Source organism: Mesorhizobium sp. M7A.F.Ca.US.002.01.1.1, assembly GCF_004022955.1.
Lineage (GTDB): Bacteria > Pseudomonadota > Alphaproteobacteria > Rhizobiales > Rhizobiaceae > Mesorhizobium > Mesorhizobium ciceri.
Window position 1 is genome coordinate 1 of sequence record NZ_RZQE01000090.1, and the last position, 16,663, is coordinate 16,663.

At 61.6% G+C, this 16,663-nt stretch carries 25 protein-coding genes, 1 tRNA gene and 1 pseudogene; 12 read left to right on the forward strand and 15 right to left on the reverse strand.

The features are described 5' to 3' along the window. Positions 1–109: 109 nt before the first annotated feature. On the forward strand, positions 110–979 hold the full coding sequence (locus EN932_RS11955) for an NmrA/HSCARG family protein (RefSeq protein WP_127369700.1): 870 nt from the start codon (positions 110–112) through the stop codon (positions 977–979). Between the two features lie 80 nt (positions 980–1,059). Here the strand turns inward: EN932_RS11955 and EN932_RS11960 are convergent, their stop codons facing one another. Further along, positions 1,060–1,377, reverse strand: coding sequence for a hypothetical protein (locus tag EN932_RS11960; protein WP_013530766.1), 318 nt, complete (start codon positions 1,375–1,377; stop codon positions 1,060–1,062). 278 nt (positions 1,378–1,655) lie between these two features. Between EN932_RS11960 and EN932_RS11965 the strand changes: the two genes are divergently transcribed. Then, positions 1,656–1,898 carry a hypothetical protein gene (locus EN932_RS11965; RefSeq protein ID WP_013530767.1) on the forward strand — a complete coding sequence of 81 codons (243 nt, stop codon included), beginning with the start codon at positions 1,656–1,658 and terminating at the stop codon, positions 1,896–1,898. Positions 1,899–1,989: 91 nt separating this feature from the next. Here EN932_RS11965 and EN932_RS11970 read toward each other — a convergent pair whose 3' ends face one another. The 4 genes from EN932_RS11970 to EN932_RS11985 all read right to left on the reverse strand — a co-directional run bounded on the left by EN932_RS11970 (position 1,990) and on the right by EN932_RS11985 (position 3,342). Next, a complete protein-coding gene (locus EN932_RS11970) occupies positions 1,990–2,196 on the reverse strand; it encodes a hypothetical protein (protein ID WP_013530768.1) in 207 nt (68 codons plus the stop codon). A gap of 194 nt (positions 2,197–2,390) precedes the next feature. Then, positions 2,391–2,576 carry a hypothetical protein gene (locus tag EN932_RS11975; protein WP_013530769.1) on the reverse strand — a complete coding sequence of 62 codons (186 nt, stop codon included), beginning with the start codon at positions 2,574–2,576 and terminating at the stop codon, positions 2,391–2,393. A 317-nt stretch (positions 2,577–2,893) separates the two neighbouring features. Then, positions 2,894–2,967: transfer RNA gene (locus tag EN932_RS11980), tRNA-Gln, on the reverse strand. Between the two features lie 84 nt (positions 2,968–3,051). Beyond that, positions 3,052–3,342 (reverse strand): hypothetical protein, encoded by a 291-nt coding sequence (locus EN932_RS11985; RefSeq protein ID WP_013530770.1) that lies wholly within the window; start codon positions 3,340–3,342, stop codon positions 3,052–3,054. Positions 3,343–3,893: 551 nt separating this feature from the next. On the opposite strand from EN932_RS11985, the gene EN932_RS11995 reads away from it, so the two are divergent. Further along, positions 3,894–4,961: a PAS domain S-box protein gene (locus tag EN932_RS11995; protein WP_013530772.1), complete on the forward strand. Its 1,068-nt coding sequence runs from the start codon at positions 3,894–3,896 to the stop codon at positions 4,959–4,961. 4 nt (positions 4,962–4,965) lie between these two features. On the opposite strand, the gene EN932_RS12000 is transcribed toward EN932_RS11995, so the two are convergent. Next, the gene (locus EN932_RS12000; protein ID WP_127370215.1) at positions 4,966–5,904 is read right to left on the reverse strand and encodes an alpha/beta hydrolase; all 939 of its coding nucleotides are present in this window, start codon (positions 5,902–5,904) and stop codon (positions 4,966–4,968) included. Between the two features lie 146 nt (positions 5,905–6,050). Between EN932_RS12000 and EN932_RS12005 the strand changes: the two genes are divergently transcribed. Both EN932_RS12005 and EN932_RS39510 read left to right on the forward strand, forming a co-directional pair. Beyond that, positions 6,051–6,359: a hypothetical protein gene (locus tag EN932_RS12005; protein WP_127370214.1), complete on the forward strand. Its 309-nt coding sequence runs from the start codon at positions 6,051–6,053 to the stop codon at positions 6,357–6,359. Positions 6,360–6,450: 91 nt separating this feature from the next. Then, entirely contained in the window at positions 6,451–6,585 is a 135-nt protein-coding gene (locus tag EN932_RS39510; RefSeq protein WP_263484935.1) for a hypothetical protein, read from the forward strand. 38 nt (positions 6,586–6,623) lie between these two features. Here EN932_RS39510 and EN932_RS12010 read toward each other — a convergent pair whose 3' ends face one another. The 5 genes from EN932_RS12010 to EN932_RS12030 form a co-directional block, all read right to left on the reverse strand. Then, complete coding sequence (locus EN932_RS12010; protein ID WP_127384746.1) at positions 6,624–6,869, reverse strand: DUF982 domain-containing protein; 246 nt, start codon at positions 6,867–6,869, stop codon at positions 6,624–6,626. A gap of 14 nt (positions 6,870–6,883) precedes the next feature. Next, the gene (locus EN932_RS12015; RefSeq protein WP_027035115.1) at positions 6,884–7,120 is read right to left on the reverse strand and encodes a DUF982 domain-containing protein; all 237 of its coding nucleotides are present in this window, start codon (positions 7,118–7,120) and stop codon (positions 6,884–6,886) included. Positions 7,121–7,214: 94 nt separating this feature from the next. Next, positions 7,215–7,658 (reverse strand): GFA family protein, encoded by a 444-nt coding sequence (locus EN932_RS12020; RefSeq protein WP_127370569.1) that lies wholly within the window; start codon positions 7,656–7,658, stop codon positions 7,215–7,217. A gap of 171 nt (positions 7,659–7,829) precedes the next feature. Then, complete coding sequence (locus EN932_RS12025) at positions 7,830–8,009, reverse strand: DUF3606 domain-containing protein (RefSeq protein ID WP_013530777.1); 180 nt, start codon at positions 8,007–8,009, stop codon at positions 7,830–7,832. Positions 8,010–8,501: 492 nt separating this feature from the next. Beyond that, a complete protein-coding gene (locus tag EN932_RS12030; RefSeq protein WP_127368804.1) occupies positions 8,502–8,693 on the reverse strand; it encodes a hypothetical protein in 192 nt (63 codons plus the stop codon). A gap of 199 nt (positions 8,694–8,892) precedes the next feature. Here EN932_RS12030 and EN932_RS12035 point away from each other — a divergent pair, with 199 nt between their 5' ends. Then, a complete protein-coding gene (locus EN932_RS12035) occupies positions 8,893–9,321 on the forward strand; it encodes a DoxX family protein (protein ID WP_063168563.1) in 429 nt (142 codons plus the stop codon). Positions 9,322–9,370: 49 nt separating this feature from the next. Here EN932_RS12035 and EN932_RS12040 read toward each other — a convergent pair whose 3' ends face one another. Further along, positions 9,371–9,676, reverse strand: coding sequence for a hypothetical protein (locus tag EN932_RS12040; protein WP_013530780.1), 306 nt, complete (start codon positions 9,674–9,676; stop codon positions 9,371–9,373). Positions 9,677–9,749: 73 nt separating this feature from the next. Beyond that, positions 9,750–10,019, reverse strand: a complete 270-nt coding sequence (locus tag EN932_RS12045) for a hypothetical protein (RefSeq protein ID WP_127368805.1) — start codon at positions 10,017–10,019, stop codon at positions 9,750–9,752. Between the two features lie 215 nt (positions 10,020–10,234). Between EN932_RS12045 and EN932_RS12050 the strand changes: the two genes are divergently transcribed. Then, positions 10,235–12,568 carry a hypothetical protein gene (locus EN932_RS12050; protein WP_127368806.1) on the forward strand — a complete coding sequence of 778 codons (2,334 nt, stop codon included), beginning with the start codon at positions 10,235–10,237 and terminating at the stop codon, positions 12,566–12,568. On the opposite strand, the gene EN932_RS12055 is transcribed toward EN932_RS12050, so the two are convergent. Then, entirely contained in the window at positions 12,537–13,718 is a 1,182-nt protein-coding gene (locus EN932_RS12055; protein WP_013530782.1) for a hypothetical protein, read from the reverse strand. The genes EN932_RS12050 and EN932_RS12055 overlap by 32 nt on opposite strands. A gap of 449 nt (positions 13,719–14,167) precedes the next feature. Beyond that, positions 14,168–14,896, reverse strand: a complete 729-nt coding sequence (locus EN932_RS12065; RefSeq protein WP_013530784.1) for an FkbM family methyltransferase — start codon at positions 14,894–14,896, stop codon at positions 14,168–14,170. A gap of 240 nt (positions 14,897–15,136) precedes the next feature. Between EN932_RS12065 and EN932_RS12070 the strand changes: the two genes are divergently transcribed. The 5 genes and pseudogenes from EN932_RS12070 to EN932_RS12090 all read left to right on the forward strand — a co-directional run. Further along, positions 15,137–15,847 carry a glycosyl hydrolase 108 family protein gene (locus EN932_RS12070; protein ID WP_127368807.1) on the forward strand — a complete coding sequence of 237 codons (711 nt, stop codon included), beginning with the start codon at positions 15,137–15,139 and terminating at the stop codon, positions 15,845–15,847. Beyond that, complete coding sequence (locus EN932_RS12075) at positions 15,844–16,059, forward strand: hypothetical protein (protein WP_063168557.1); 216 nt, start codon at positions 15,844–15,846, stop codon at positions 16,057–16,059. The genes EN932_RS12070 and EN932_RS12075 overlap by 4 nt, the downstream gene beginning before the upstream one ends. Before the next feature lies 1 nt (position 16,060). Further along, on the forward strand, positions 16,061–16,294 hold the full coding sequence (locus tag EN932_RS12080) for a phage-related exported protein (protein ID WP_013530787.1): 234 nt from the start codon (positions 16,061–16,063) through the stop codon (positions 16,292–16,294). Continuing rightward, positions 16,279–16,464, forward strand: coding sequence for a hypothetical protein (locus EN932_RS12085; RefSeq protein WP_013530788.1), 186 nt, complete (start codon positions 16,279–16,281; stop codon positions 16,462–16,464). The genes EN932_RS12080 and EN932_RS12085 overlap by 16 nt, the downstream gene beginning before the upstream one ends. Next, positions 16,464–16,663, forward strand: a pseudogene (locus tag EN932_RS12090) (hypothetical protein); the annotation flags it as partial. The gene EN932_RS12085 and the pseudogene EN932_RS12090, both read left to right, overlap by 1 nt.

Consider the following 16,663-nt stretch of genomic DNA (forward strand, 5'->3'; position numbering starts at 1 on the left):
ATCCATAGGTGTTCCACCAGTGAGACGGTGCGTCTAAAATTTCGGTCTGTTTGAGTGTTTGTGAGCCACACATATTGGGCCTGTCAAGCAACCCAACAGGAGAAATTCCATGACCATCCTCGTTACCGGCGCCACAGGCAATGTTGGCCGCCAAGTCGTCGAGCACCTCGTCAAGCGCGGCGCCGACGTCCGTGCTCTCGTCCGCGATCCGTCGAAAGCCAGCTTCCCGGCGGGCGTATCGGTCGCGCAAGGCGACTTTCTCGATGTCGATTCACTGCGCAAAGCCATGTCCGGCGTTTCCACCCTGTTCCTCTTGAACGCCGTGGTGCCGGACGAATTCACCCAGGCTTTGGTCGCGCTGAATGTCGCCCGATCGGCGGGCATCGAGCGGATCGTCTATCTCTCGGTGATCCATGCCGACGTGTATGTGAACGTGCCGCATTTCGCCGGCAAGTTCGGCGTCGAGCGAATGATCGAGCAGATGGGCTTCCAGGCTACGATCCTGCGCCCGGCCTATTTCATCCAGAACGACCTGATGATCGAAGACGTCATCACCGGCTACGGCACCTACACAATGCCGATCGGCGCCAAAGGCCTCGCCATGGTCGATGTGCGTGATATCGCCGAGATCGCCGCTCTCGAGCTGCTGCGCCGCGAACGGTCCGCGGAGCCGCTTGCGCTCGAGCGGATCAACCTCGTCGGTCCGCAGACACTGACCGGGACGGATATCGCGGCCATCTGGTCCGACGTGCTCGCCCGGCCGATCAGCTACGGCGGCGACAACACCGAAGGTTTCGAGCAGAATCTCAAGCAGTTCCTGCCTGCCTGGATGGCCTACGACATGCGCTTGATGGGCGAACGGTTCCTGACCGACGGCATGCTGCCCGAGGCCGGCGACGTCGAGCGCCTGACCGCGCTTCTGGGCCGCCCTCCGCGTCCCTATCGCGACTTCGCCTCACAAATCGCCGGCTCTGCCTGACGGAACGGCTCCGGTCATCACCCGGTTCAGAAACAGCAGGGCGGCCTTTTGAGAAGGCCCCCTGTTCAGCCGGTACCGTCTTACTGCAGGGTGGCCGGACCAGGCCCGTCGCGTTGGGCGATCATCCGCCCGCCATCGTCGCCACCGAGACCATCCACGAACAGGCCAGCCACGCCGTCGAAATTGGTGAGCCCGTCGAATTCAATTGCGGCGCCAATCAGCTGGGCTGCCTGGAAGACAAGGTATTCGACGTCCTCGAGGGCGATGTTTTCGGCCAGGTTCCTGACCCTTACATGTTCCGCCACCGCCGTGATACTGACGATGCCGGTCTTCCTGAAGGCGATCTGGACCGCTGAACGGACGTCATCGCGCAGTCGCGCCGAGTAATCATACCGCATCGAAACCTCCCAAAGGGAACGGTTTTCTGTTCAGGTTGCACAATGCGGCAGAGGCTTCGTCTTGGCAAGTCACGAATTAAATAATATCTAAACAAATCAGCTAGTTAGCATAGTTATGCAAGTATGCGCCTTACGCCGAATACCATCAGGCTCATCATGCGCATGAGAAGCAGTTCACTCATCGCGAGGTCTTGACGCGCTAGGAGCGCTTTCCTAACTATTAGGTAAGCGAGTTGAATACTCATTCGAGGTATCGGGATCCTGAGCGAGGGAGCGCGATGACTGAACTGGAACGCCCGGAACGGTTGCAGATCATGCTGACGTCAGACGAGCTGGCTGCGCTGGAAAACTGGCGCTTCGACAAGCGTATGCCGAGCCGTTCGGCCGCGGTCAGGGAATTGCTGCGGCGCGGGCTTGCCTCGGACGGCTTCCTGACGGCGGAGCAAGGGGCGAAGTCGCAAGACTTCGGCATCCTGCCAACCGCCGGCGGCAACGGCATTTCCGAAAGCGGCAAGGAGTAGCGGGTCACCGCGCGTGAGCCGCTCCAGTCCTTTCAGGCTGCCGGTCGCCGCAACGCGGTGCCGGCCGGCCCAGCGGACCATAACTCTCGATTCAGAGGATGTTGGTCGTCACTTCGACGACGATCGCGGCACCTTCCAGGCTGCCATTGGTGACGTGCACGACACGCGATACCCGCAGATCCTGCGTGGTTCCATCGATCGACAGCGCAACGCTTTCGCCGATCCGCGGAACCGCCTGAAAAACCGCGTCCGTGGCCTCCGGCCGGTTGTCGATCGATATGCGGCAGTTGACGGTCATGAGATGTCTCCTGTGTCGGCCCGGTGGTCAACGCGGGGTCCGCGAAATGGTTTCAGGAGCCGGATGCAACTTGACGGCGCCCAGATCCGTAAAACACTAATTGCTCCATTGTTCATCGTAACGGAGCAACAGGGCCCGCTGGGGGCGTTGGGGCTGCCCCGGCGAGCTTGATCCGCCTTGCCAGGGGCGTGGCATCACCGGGGTATGGAGACGAGTTTCGGCGCCCGCAATTCCCCGGCCATCCTTGCCGCCTGGAAAATTGTCATCAAAACCAGGATGGGCTCACCCTCGGTCGGGTTGATGGTCAGCACGACGCGGCCAAGCTCGTCGCTCATGCCGCAAGACCAGTCCTTGACGGCTATCACCTTTCTCGCGGCCATATGCCGTTCTCCTGCACGGGAGGTTCTCTGCCGGCTACGCCGTCTGGAGTTGGTCGACAGAACCTTCGCCTGACATTGCAACCAGCCGAAATGCGGCAAATGCGGCCAATATCATGAAAACCGCCGTGACGTTCAGGGACATCGTCGACGCAAGGACGCCCCCGTCAAAGCAACTCAGTTCCATGCGCTGTACCCCTTCAAGCCACTGACGGCCTGGATGATGATCCTGCTTCGAGTGAAATACAAGCGCGCGCTAATGTGCTGAAGCTGGCTGGCCAGTCTGCGCGCGGCTTCGAACCAGCCAAGCGCTTGGTTGCTGGTTCCCGCTCAAGGGCTCGAACCTCGATTCACGCCTTCAAAGGGCGCTGTCCTACCATTAGACGAAGCGGGAAAATGCACGTTGCGCCCCACCCCTAGCCGGTTCGCGCGCCGGGATCAACGCACTGCGGCGGCAAAGCCGATTGGAAGCGCGGTGTCAGTCCGGAAAGTTGGTGACAGGTTCCTCGCAGCGGTAGACCGGGCAGCTGCCGTCACGGGTCGGGACATAGGCCGACATCGGCACCTCCGGCCAGTCGCATTCGTTGCCGAACTGCCTGACATAGCGGTCATAGGTGTTGGGGCCTGTGGTCAGCACCACGGCATGGCGGCTTTGGAGCAGTTGCCGGAGCTGGTCGCAACTCATCGTGCGGGTGTCGGGCCTGGCTTCGGCGAGGCCGGTCGCGGCCAGCAGGATCGCTGCCGTCAAGGCAATTCGGCGCATTGGCATGGCTGTTCCTCGAATGGACATATCGGCCGAAACTCGCATCCCGCCGGGTGGTTCCGCAACCGCCGGCTCGCCGTCTGTGGCAGCGCAACCAAATGGTCCGTCGTGCATTGCTGGGGATGGATGGCAGGAAGCCCTACAAAACTCCGCAATGGCGGCCCGGAAGCGGGGATCGCGAGGCCATGTGCTGTTCCTTCTGCGGCGGACGCGACCACAGCTACGAGGACTGTCCGCAAAGGAATCCCGACGCCGATGCAGTGCCCGTTGCGCCGCCCAACGACGCTGGCTCCGAAAAAGCAGGCCGATAAGACGGACAGGGCGAAGCGGTCACCGAGCTTACAGCAGCTCGACTGGATCGGCATCTACGGCCGCAGAGGCATTGCCGAGATGGAGGGCCGGGCATTATCGTGACATGCGTGTCCGCGACCGCAAATGCGGAATGTTGCGCACCGACTGCAACCAAAATGCCCGGTCAGGCATTTCTGGCACGAGGGAAATCCTCACGCATGCCCGGACGCTGGCGGGAGGCGGCAAGGTGGGGCCACGACGGGGCAATGACAGAATTGGCAAGCGTCGATAGCCTGCTCGAAATCACTGCCCACGCTCGGCTGGCGGCGATTGTCGATTCGTCCTTCGACGCCATCGTCAGCAAGGACCTGAACAGCATCATCACCAGTTGGAACGCGGCGGCGCAACGCATGTTCGGCTACACCGCCGAAGAGGCCGTCGGCCGCTCCGTGCTCATGCTCATCCCCGATCATCTCAAGGATGAAGAGACCGACATCATCAGCCGGGTTCGCAAGGGCGAACTCCTGGCCAGCTATGAGACTATCCGCCGGCGCAAGGATGGCGGCCTCATCGCCGTGTCGCTGACCATTTCGCCGATCAGGAATGCGTCCGGCGAGATCATCGGCGCATCGAAGATCGCCCGCGACATCACCGCCAGCAAGGAGAGCGAGCGTCGGATCAGGCTTTTGCTCCGCGAGGTGAACCATCGCGTCAAGAACCAGTTCGCGGTGATACTCTCGATGATCCGGGAGACCAGCAAACGCTCGACCGATCCGCGCGAGTTCGAGGAGATGATCCGTTCCCGCATCATGGCGCTGTCGCGGTCGCACGATCTGCTGGTGAACTCGGAATGGGCCGGCGCCAGCCTCTTCGACCTTGCCCAGGAGCAGCTCAAGCCGTTCGGCCACGAGGCGCGGGTATCGCTTTCCGGACCGCTTTTGACCCTGCAGCCGAATGCCGTGCAAAATCTCGGCATGGCGTTCCATGAACTCGGCACCAACTCTTCCAAATATGGCGCGCTGGCGAGCGAGGCCGGGCGGCTGGAGATCACCTGGCGGATCGTCGAAGGCGCTTCGGACAAGCTGGAAATCCATCTGCTCTGGGACGAGACGATGCCGGTGCGTGAGGGAGAGCGGCCCGGGGGGCGGCAAGACGAAAGCACGCGCAAGGGTTTCGGCACCGTCGTCCTGCAACGGGTCGCGCCGCAATCGCTGAACGGCTTGGCGGTGCTGGATCGCAGCCCGGGCCATCTCAGCTGGTCGCTGACGGCGCCGCTGGATTCGATCATCGTTCCGCAGCTCGGCGCTGACCTGCCTGAAACCGAAACGTCCTGACCCATCAAGGGGAGGGCGAAGGTAACTCCGATCGCGCGGAGATGCGGTGACCGGTCTCACTGAAGAAGCCGGCCAGCAGATCGGCCGTCCGCGCCGGGTCCTCCTCGGGGAAGAAGTGTCCACCCGGCATCGCCTGGCCGCGCACATCCTCAGCCCAGCCGCGCCACAGCGCCAGCGGCCCGCCTTCGCCGGCATACCAATCCGCCAACGCGCCCTGACCGCTCCATAGCGCCAGCAGCGGGCAGCGGATGCGCCGGCCGGCTGCCTTGTCGGCATGGTCATGCTCGCGGTCGAGCGTGGCTGCCGCCCGATATTCCTCGCAGATGGCATGGGCGTGGGCAGGCGTACGCAGGGCCTCGACATAGGCCCGACGCACTTCGGCTGGAAACGCCGATGGCTGTGAGCCCCAGCCGTTGAGCGCATTGTCGACGATCGCCTCGGCGGCGCCGGACAGGATCTTTTCGGGCAATGGCTCGGGCTGCGCCAGCAGCGACCATGGCCAATAGCCCAGCGCCAGCCTGGCGTCGGCGCGGTCCCAGGCATCCGCGGTCGGCACGATGTCGAGGACGGCGAGCCTGTCGATGCTGCCCGGATGGTCGAGCGCCATGCGGTAGGCGACACGCCCGCCGCGATCATGGCCGGCGACCATGAAGCTGCTGAAACCCAGCTTCTCCATCAGCCTCACCAAATCGTCCGCCATGGCGCGCTTGGCATAGGGTGCGTGGTCCGGAGTGGACGCCGGACAGGAGCTGCCGCCATAGCCGCGCAAATCGGCGCAGACGACGCTGAACCGGCTGGCCAGAGCGGGCGCGATGTCGCGCCACATCAGATGCGTCTGCGGAAAGCCGTGCAGCAACAGCAATGGCGGCCCGGTCCCGGCACGCAGGCAGAATATGCCGGCATCGCCGGTGTCGATTTCCGCGCCTTGAAAACCTTCGAACATGACCGCCTCCGGCACGCGCAACGGCCGGCGAACGGGTTTGGTTGCAATGCCGCCCGGCGACGCGGCCAACCTTTTTCGTCGACAGGCGTTGTCCCTGTGAAGGGAAGGTCGCCGCGGGCGACCGTGAAAGAAAGAAGGAGGCAGGGATGAGAACTCTCGCCATCATGCCATTCGGCCTTATGCTGGCGCTGGCAGTGCCGGCCGCAGCCCAGCAGCAGAACGACAGCCAGGCGCCGCAGGCCGACAAATGCAGGGCTCAGACCGGGCAAGGGGCAAAACAGCAGCCTGAAAAGCAAGCCGATGACGGCAATTTGACCGCGAAGCTCAACGACTGCGGCGGCGTGCTGAAACCGCCCCCGACGGGAGACCAGGGCATGGCGGCGCCGGCCCCCGACGAAGGCAAGACGCCGGTGATCAAGCCGGGTGAAGTTCCACCCCAGCCGCCGAAGCAATAAACGCCGGCTCACTGGTATTACCGCACAAGCTAATGGAACCTCGTTTTCTCGGGAGCGTTTTTCTCACGACTTGGAATTTGGAGAGATTATCGTGAGAGATATTGCAGCCACAGCCACGTTGCTTGCGTCGATCGCCATCGTGATTGCATTGATTCTTCTGGTGCCGAAGAGCTTTGGATTCGAAACCTCTCAGCCGATTGTCCAGGGCGAGCTTCCAACGAAATGACAAAGCAGGCGAGGCACGACGTCTGCTTCCTTTGACACCTACCGCACCAAGACGCCGGCGTGGCTGCAGAGCGCTGCGAACGCTTCCTGCGCCTCGGCGGCGCCTCTCTGGGTTTCCAATGCGGCTTCGACCTTCTCGCGCGCCGCCTGGTAGAACGGGCCGCGCTTGGCCTGCGGCCAATCGATCAGGATTTCGCTGGCATCCCTGAGCGTGGCGACGTCGCGGATCGTGTCCGACCCATGCGGCTTGATCCGCATCGGTGTGGGCAAAATGAGCTCAGACATGTCCTGTTTTCCAACTACTGCAGGAGTTTTGCTTCGCGCGCGGCGTCGATCACCGCCCGCATCGCTTTTTCCGGCGGCGTCCAGCCATCCAGCGCATCGCGGCAGCTGCGCAACGCCGCCCGGTAGCGCCGTCCCTGGCCAGCCGGCCAGTCGCCGAGGCATTCCAGGCCTTCCCAGGCGCTGCGGATGATGCGCTCGCGCTCAGGCGCGAATTTCAGCCTGATGGGGCGGGGAAACATCTTGTCGTTCAACGGTCGTCTCCATGATTGCCGCAAGTCGCCGGGCGACATGCGTGAGAGGCGTCCGGTAACGTCGGCGGCAGGGCAGGGTTCCCTTGCCCGGAGATCAAATCTCTGCGTCGATGTCCGACAGCGATCTCGGCGTCGGCGCTTCGGCGTTGTACGTGGCTGGGCGGTCATGCTCGAACTGTTCGGCGCCTGGCAAAGCGTGCAGCCAGGTCTCGCGCCTGGAGGTCCACAATTCATATTCGGGCACGAGATCGGTCGGCGCGATGTCGAGGCTGCCGATTGCCACCTCGGCCTCGTTGTCGTCGACCCAGGCGACGCGGCCGCCGCATGTCGGGCAAAAGCTGCGCGTGCCATAGGAGCTGACGAGGCCGGTGGTCTCGAAGGCCTCGCGCGGCCAGATGGCAAAGGCCGAATAGACCGAACCGCCGGCCTTGCGGCAATCCTTGCAATGGCACAGGCCGACGCGCAGCGGCGCGCCGTGAACCTCGAACTGCACGCCGCCGCACAGGCAGCTGCCGGTCCTGCGTATGGTGTCGGACATGACGACCTCCCTCAATGCGTGGCGCTGCGGGCCGGGTGGGACAGATGCTCGTCTGCCGTTTCGTTGGCCAGGATGAGAAACCGGGAAAAAGACATCCTGTTCACCGTACCACCAGGCCCGGTTGACACGGCCCGCAGCGTCTTCAACGCCGCCCAGGCGAAATGGTTTCGGCTAGCCGCGGGCCGCCATATGGGCGTCGAGCTTCTTGCGCGAGGGTCCGTAGCGCTTGATGATGGTCTGTGCCTCGCTTGGCGGAATGCCGTATTTGCGGGCAAAGGCGGCAACCTCGTAGGGCTCTTCGCCCGAGACCTGCTTGCGGTCCTGTTTCGTCTTCGACTTGTCGTCAGCCATCTCAGGCCTCGCTTTCTGTTGTCGGGGAAACGCGCAACCTTCGGCGCCCGCGATCAACACGACATAACACAGATCGGCGCCGCCGGTTCCACCAGGCGACACGGCCAGGCTGCAACCGGCCTGTATCAGGCCGATGGCCGCATCGGGTCGGCGTCGGCAGCGTGGTCGCCGTCACATTCGGAGCATGCCGCGCTGAGGCCGGGGCAGCCGCGCCGGTGGGTGCCGGCAGGGCAACAATGGCCGTTGGAACTCGTCCAGCGCGGACATTGGAAGACCTGGCCAGCGCCGCCGCAGCCGCTGCATTCCAGCGTCGCCGACCCCACGCCACGAGGTATCGCCCCAAACCTGACGCTTGTTCGCAAATTTCAGCCCACCCAAAATTGCTGCACCGGCACACCGCTGCATTAGCCCCGGCTAACAATATCACATTCGTGATTACCAACAAGTTTCAATCGCGCGATGCGCCGGAAAGCCGTTCGGGCCGGCGTGTCGTCAGGCCGGCTTCAGCCGCATCGCGGCGAGATACATGAGCGCCGAGGTGGCCTGCCCGCGGTCCCAGCCGGCAGCCTCGACCTTGCGGAGCAGGGCGTCGAGATGCGGAGCCAGCATATCCCTGCATTCCTGTTCGTAGGCGGTGCTCATCGCCGGATGCCGCGGTGCGCCAATGGTCAATGCCTTGGCCATGTCCGTTTCCCCCTTTGAGCGAGCAACGCTATACCGTCGGCCGGCAAACCGAAGATCGCTCCTTGCCGTCGGTGTGAGGCTTCGAAGCCTGCTTCGACCCGCGGCAAGCGCCCTGTCGAGAAAAATTGGCCTGGTGTGTCGGATCTGGCGTCCGTCGCGCGTCCTAGGAGCGAGCAACCTGCAAAGCTGGAGAACGAGCATGTCGTCGCAAATCACTCAATCGCCGTGGCAGACCGCGGCCCTTCTCATCGCCCGGCTGATTTTCGCCGGCGTCTTCCTGATGGCGGTGACGTTCAAATTCATGGGCATGGCGGCCACCGCCGGCTATATCGCCGCCGCCGGCTTTCCGTTTCCGCTGTTCCTGGCCTGGTGCGCGGCGATCCTGGAAGTCGCGCTGGTGCTGTGCTTCCTGACCGGCGCCTTCTTCACGCAGGCGGCCCTTGTCGCCGCCGCCTATGTGCTGTTCCTGGCCCTTGCCTTCCACGGACCCAGCCACTGGGCCGGCAACCAGGCCGAGTTCGGCTTCTTCATCGACCATTTTTCGTTCCTGGCCGGACTGCTGTTTGCGGCGGTACATGGACCGGGCAAGGTGCTTTCGCTCAATTTGGGATGGCCGGGCAGGGCTTGAGGCGAGGGCAGTGGGCCACCGCGGACGCATGCCGGCCCGCCGGCACCGTTCACAGCTGGTCGTTGTAGGGTTCCTTTATCTTGCCGACCATGCGGGCCAGCTTTGAGAAGGACGGCAGCTCCGCCTCCGGCTGGCACTGGTTGGCGAGTTCCAGCAGCCGGATCGGAAAGTTGACGGCGTCGCGGCTGGATGCGGACATGCCTTCGGATCGTTCCTCGTTGGTTTCGCCGGCCTCGGTCTTGCGCAGGGCCAGGTCGATTTCCTCCGCCGTCAGCACCCCCTTTTGAACCAGGAGACGATTGATCGAGGCGACGGCCATCAACAGGCCTTCGAGTTGCAGGTTGGCGACATTCATGGCGATTGCTCCCGTGGCTGGGGTTGAAACGCACGAGCGGCATTTCCGCTCCAGAAAGTCTGCGGGCGAACGCCTATTCCTGCGTCAGCCGTTCGCCATATTCGCGCCACAGCGCCTTGACCTCCAGGTTGCCGAGGCTGCCGATCGAAACATCCCCACAGCTGATGGCGACGGCGCCGACGTCGTATTGGGGGTAGGCGTTGGCGACGAAACGGATGGCTTCGCCCAGCGAATGCACGCGGATGACTGGATCGGCCTGACCCTGGCCGGTGCTGCACACGCCGGAAACCGTGGCTGGTGCATGTCGCATCCTGAACACGGATGCCATGGCTGGTCTGTCCATCGTCCTCTCCCACAAGGCCGTGCGACGGGAATCATTCCATGAGCTTCGACGAATGATTTCACACCTGCCGGCTTATGACCAGCCGCCGGCAAAAGCAGGGTTTTATGCGCTTTGCCAGCGTCGCTCAGCGCGGGAGTTTCGACCAGACTAGGAATTTTTTCTCAGAAAATGGTTGACGGGGTGAGTGCAGCTTCGCCTTCCAGACGCTGAACCCTGTGATCGGCACCGACGACATTGTGCTGTCGTTCTACCAGTCCGACGACACCGTCGGCGATATCCAGGCAGCCGCGCAAGGCATCATCGACCAGGCCCAGGCCGCGGCGGACGTAGCGACGGGCGCCATGACGACCGTGCTCGATCCGCAATTCGCGACAAAGGCGACTGCGGAGGCATACTCGCCGGCGGTTGCGCCCACATACATCCGCACCGCCTTCTACGACAGCTCTCAGGTGGCAGGCAGCGGCGCTGTGTACCGCAAGAATGGAACGAATGTCGGGGATTTGGTGATCACGCTGAGCGATGGCATGACGAAAACAGGCTATACGCTCGCCTCAACCCCGGTGACGGCATCAATGCTCGGGGCGCGTGGTGGCGGTGTGAATGCCACGGCTGCTATCAGTGCACTGCTCGCGGGCAGCTATCCGCATGTGCTGATTGACGGCTCCTACCAGACCGACGGCAACCATACGATCTCGACAGCGAAGAAGCGCGTCGAATGCCTGGGCGGCTCTGCCCTGATCCTGCGCGCGCCAGTCGGTGCCGTTACCGGCCACCATCCCGTCATCGATATCGCTGCCGATGACGTCCTGATAGACGGGGACCTCACGATTGATGGTGGATCACATGCCGGCTACCAGGCTTCTATCGGTATTCGCGTCGGCCTCTCCACTGGTGCACGCCGGAAGCGGCCGACAATCCGCGGCGTGAAAGTCCGTAATCTCGGCCTTGCCGGTGTGATGGCGCTCTGTGTCGACAGCCCGACGATTGAGGACATTGACGGCTATAACATCGTCACGCCAACCGGCGGCGAGTTTGGCGACACGGTTTACGTGGCCGGCGTCCGCAAGCCGATCCTGCGCAACATCCGGTCGGCGAAGTGCAAACGCGACGGTGTCGTGTTGACCTATACGGGGAATCTAAACACCACCGACGTGTTGGTCGACGGGGTTTTCGCCGATGCACATCTCGACAGCCCCTCCGCCGGTGTCTGGGTGGAGATGACCGGTGCGCGAGATCCGCGAGGGATCATAACTAACGTGGTGGCGAATGACTGTCTGATTGGCGTAGCTGCGACTGACGCCAACAGCGAGATCGTCATTTCGAATGTCAAGGCAATCGGCAACCGGCTCTCCGGTAGTTCTGCCGGTAACGTCTTCGGCGTTCAGATTCAGTCGGGCCGGCTCGATAACTGGTACATCGATCGCTACAACACAGCCCTGCAATTGGAACCAAACGGCGAATATCAGTTCGCCCTCAGCTCGCAAGTTGGATCGTTTGCGATTAGCGAAACGATCAGCGGCGGCACCTCTGGCTCGACCGGAACCCTGCGGTTCCAACATTTTGAAATCGTCATTACCGGTTCAACCCTCGACTATGAACTCGGTGAGACGGTGACAGGCGGTTCATCCGGCGCGACGGGCATCTTGGTCGACTTCTTTGCCAACGTGCTGAGGGTCTTGCCGATAAGCGGAACGTTTCAGGCCGCTGAAACAATCACTGGAGGCACCTCTGCGATTGCCAAAACGGCAAACAGCGCGACCCAGCGCATCTATGTGCGCGGTTCGGCCGGCATCTTTCGGGCTGGCGAGACTATCACGGGCGGAACGTCAGGTGCCACAGCCGTAATCGCCGCGCCCTACCAGACGCCACTTGCGATCGGCCCGGGCACGTTGATGAACTGCTCGACCGACGCCATTGTCGTTGCGAACGTAGTGACACCGGCGAGCCTTAGCCTTTCTGGCATCAGGGGAAACACCCAGTCGCATGGCGTCCGGTTCAATCTTTCGGTGGGCCAACGGCTGCGCAAAGCCAGTCTCAGGGACATCGCCCTGAAGAACCCGACCTCCATTGGCGTTGCCTTTCGGGTAACCACCGGCGGCGCGATAGACGAAATGCTGGTCGATGGCTTTGACATGACGGAATGGGTTGGCGATGGCACCGGCAGTTCCATCACGGCCGGCACCGTGACCAGGTTTATTGGCGGCAACAATCCCGGCCTGCAGGGGACGTCGAGTGTGCCGATCAATCTGAGCGTTAACACAACGCTGTCCGGGCTTCACAACCGGGCACTCTGCCACAACAACGGCGCCGGCGCGACGTGCACACATACGCTGCCGCCTGCCGTGCCTGGCCTTCGGATCGGCTTTGCCGGAGTACACGCAACCCATGTCATGAACATCGAGCCCAACGGGACGGACACGATCAAGGGCGGCGGTGCAGGCAAATATCTCATTCTCGATCCCGGCGAGCGTGTAACCCTGGAGGCCTATACGGTAGGACTGTGGGTTGTCAGTTCGGCTATCGGCTGGTCAGGGGATTTCGAAGCCTAGGATGAATTCGCAACTTTGCGTAAGGGTACTGCGTCATGCCTAAGTTGATCGTTGCGAGGATGACGAAAACTAGAGGATACGTCAGCTTCAATTTTGTGGCCAACAACACAATCGACAGGCCAATGCCCAAGAGCGGCAAGCTCAACAAATACATGGCAATCCCTATAACTGCCCATAAGCCGTATCGGAGCAGAAAGTCGAGGCCAACGCCGAGATAGCCAAATGTGAAGAACATCGGTATCTGATTTTCGCTTAGGCCAAACAACGTTATCCGCTGGTAGGAAAATGCCCACTCCATCATCTGATCGTGCTGCGTGCCTTCGATATAGAGTTGCGATCTTGTTTCAAGATTCAGCAATGCCCAATATATAGTGATTGAAAGCAGCGCTATGCCGCCGGCGGCGACAAGAATCCTCCATCTTCGAACGGCAAAAAATTGGTGGAGCCCAACAATTCCGCAGAACATTGCGACGAACATCATGCCGCCCAGCGACATCGTCGCGATCGCTGAAAGAATGCCTAAAATTGAGACCTTAGAGAGCTTGCGCGAGAGGGCATACTCGCCAGCAAGCAGGCTTGCGATCATAGTCGAATGGGTACCCGGTTCATTCGACAAGCCTGCAAAGCGCGGCACTCTGCCGACGGCAAGCTCAAGTCCTTTCTTACTCATGACCGTCTGATCACCAAGGCCAAGACTTGCAAGCGGGTCAAAATAAGTTCGGAACGCCACGAAATAGAAAATCTGGAACAGGACCATAAGCGCGTGCGCAGCGATCGCCCATCGCAAACCAACCAACAAAGGACGACTGTCTCTGGCAAAGCAAGCTGGAACGAGGATGAGAGCCAAGCTGCTGCCAATAGTGCCTAGGACTGCTTTAGTGCCGCCATCTTCGGTGAAAGTTCCGCACATCCCGACTAGTAGGAAAGCAACGATCCAAAAAGAATTCGCCTTGACCGGCGCATTTAATAGCGGGATCAGCATGAGAAGCCCGAGGTAGCAAAAGGCGGCTACCCCGAATTGAGGCAGATAGACACTTTGCAGACTCATTGCGATGACGGCAGAGGCGGCGTAAATTGTCTTCAGTTTTTCAGCAAAAGTCGACTGCGTCGCAATGGGAATACTTTGCGTTTTTGCGTAATAGTGCGACATGGTTCTAGCAGGACTTGTACGTAGGGATTGTCCCGCAAAGAATGCCGGAGTCTGTCAACGCCGTTGCCAAGTCAAGCGCCCCGTTAATCTTGCATTGCGCTACGACAAATCTACCCAAGGTTGCCACCGTCTTCCCATCGCATGGGGTGCCGCCGCCAACAGGCTTACATTTCACATAGGCATTTTCATAAGAAAGCCTAACGCTCTGGGCTACTTTTTCCGCAGACGTCGTACCTGATGGCCTAACTCCACAGAGAACGATGGAAGTGCCATTCACCTCGAACGAACTAGCGGTGAGCACGGTCAGTCGACCTTTGATGTCCTTTATTTCTGCCAGCTTCGGCACGGCTTTGGGAGCCTTGGGAGTAGCGAATGTTAGGACGCCGATAGTCATGACAGCTCCAAGTCCGACGGCAATGGCAATGAAAGCAATTGGTCTCACGGCTGTCTCACCTCGAATCGGCTATCACTGCGCCTTTTATAAACGCGATTGTTCCCCCAGTTCGGCCAAACTCTGTAAATCCACGCCTGGTTATGTTCCGCTCCAACTCCAGCGCTTCGGCAGGGCCGGTCAATTTGGGGTGGAACTCGATGATGAGTTTTTCAAATAACTCAAAATGGTTTGGCGGAATGCTCGTTTCGGCGCCTTCGATATCCATGATTAAGACGGTTGGCCTAAACGGCAGGTCTGAAACGATTGTCGGGATTGAGAGCATAGGTATTGTGAGTCGTTCGACTTCGTTGTCTCGAGGCAACGCGCTGGACGACCAGAAATTTCGGCTTATACCGAAGCTGATAGAACCGTCGGACGGACCTACAGCGACGGTCCTAAGAATGGGCAAGCTTATCCCATTGAGGCGAAAATTCTCGCGGATGGATGCCTCTAGGCGAGGGTTTGCTTCGACCATGCAGTAGTCATCGATGCCGATGTCGATCATGCAGTTCAACGCCATGAAGCCGATCGCGCTGCCGGCCTCCAGAACCTTGTCGTGGCGACTCAGGAAGCGCAAAGCAAGAGCCGCATCTTGATCCTCGTAACCTCTGGCCATCACGTACCGCATGCGGCGGGAAACGCCATCCAAAGACAGCGTGATGTTCCGGACTGTTACCGTTCTTCTGCCGGCGGTAAGAATTTCAAAGCCAACATCGCGCACGTTCCGAATAGCTTCCAAGATCATCTCGGTTCCTTACGAGCTGGAATCAGCAGCCGAAAGTAAACGCGCCGGCCCTGCCTCTGGCAAGGTGCGTGACTCATATCCACGGCTTGCCCGGTTCAAGGTTTTCTCCGACTGCGGACTTCCTGATCATCGCATCGCTCATCGACTGAAGCGCCCGCGCTTCCCGCCTCGCATTTCCTAGACCGTGAGGTTCCTCCAACGGTCTCCCCCGACCATAGTTCAATGAGGAAAGGAAACACCATGGACCGCAACTTCGCGCGGGCGCTTGCGCTTGTTCTCAAATCGGAAGGCGGGTGGTCGGACAATCCGTCTGATCCTGGCGGCGCCACCATGAAGGGCGTGACGCTTGCCAGCTTCCGCCGCTATGTGAAGGCGGGCGCGACAAAGGCGGATCTGCGCGCGATCAGCGACGCGCAGGTCGCCACCGTTTATCGCCGCTTCTACTGGGACGCTGTGCTCGGCGCCGAGTTGCCCGATGGCGTCGATCACGCGGTATTCGATTTCGCCGTCAACAGCGGGCCTGGCCGGGCGGCCAAATATCTGCAGGCGGCCGTCGGCGTTGCGCAGGACGGCCGGATCGGACCGGTCACCGTCGCGGCGGCCAAGGCAAAGCCGGCCGGTGTGACCATCGATGCACTTTGCGATGCGCGGCTGGCGTTCCTGAAGCGGTTGCCGACATGGGCAACATTCGGGCGCGGCTGGTCGGATCGGGTCAGGTCGGTGCGGGTTCAGGCCCTGCTGATGTCGGCGCAGCGCCCCGCCGCACCGGTGACCGCGGCGGCGCCGCCCAGGGTCGAAACATCGGCCAATGGGGCGCCGTCGGTTCGTCTCGAGCAGCCGACGCCCGGCGGCAAGACGGCTGCCGTGGCCGGCATCCTCGTTCTCATGGCCGGAGCGCTCGCGGCCGTCCGGCATCAGATCGCCGATTTTTTCGGGAGCCTGTTTCGATGACATGGTTCAACACCAATGCGCTGCACAATCTCCTCAACACGCTGATCGCCATCATCTGCGGCGGCGCGCTCGCCGGCTTTGACTGGACGCTGCTCGGCGTGAGCGACCGCACTGCCCTTCAGATCAGCGGCGCCATTGCCCTTGCCAAGATCATCATCAACGCGGTGCGTGACGGGCCGCGCGGCATGGTCGCGCCGGCCAAGGAGACATGAGATGGGAACACTCGCTTTCGCGCTGCTTGGCCAGGCCTGGCCGTATCTTCTGGCAATGGGCGCCGCGCTCGCCGGTGTCTGGACGGCCTACGCCAAGGGCAAGGCCAACCAGAAGGCCAGGCAGGATGCCGCCGACGCCGCGGCGCGCACCGAAGCCCAGGAGATCGACGATGCCGTCGCCGGCCGGGCGCCGGACGACAACAGAGGGAGGCTGGCCAGATGGTCAAAATCATAGCGCTCTCGCTCCTGCTGGCCGGCTGCACCACATCAGGTGGATCGTTCTGCGCGGCCGGGCATCCCATCCGGCCGACAAGGGCAGAGGCGGCGGCCCTTTCCGACGCGTCGGTGGCGGCGATCCTGGCTCACAACGAAAAGGGCCAGAAACTTTGCGGCTGGAGGCCATGATGAACGATCTTTTCGACCTGCTCGGCATCAAGGGACCGGTCGTGGCGGCGGGTCTCGCCGGCGGCGTTCTGCGCGCGCTGTCGCGGCATCGCTACAAGCTGCGCGAAATGGTGGCCTCGCCGATCTGCGGTGCGCTTGCGGCAGCTTATCTGACGCTGCCGGCGGTTTCCCACGCCAGGATCGCCGGCCTTCCGATGCC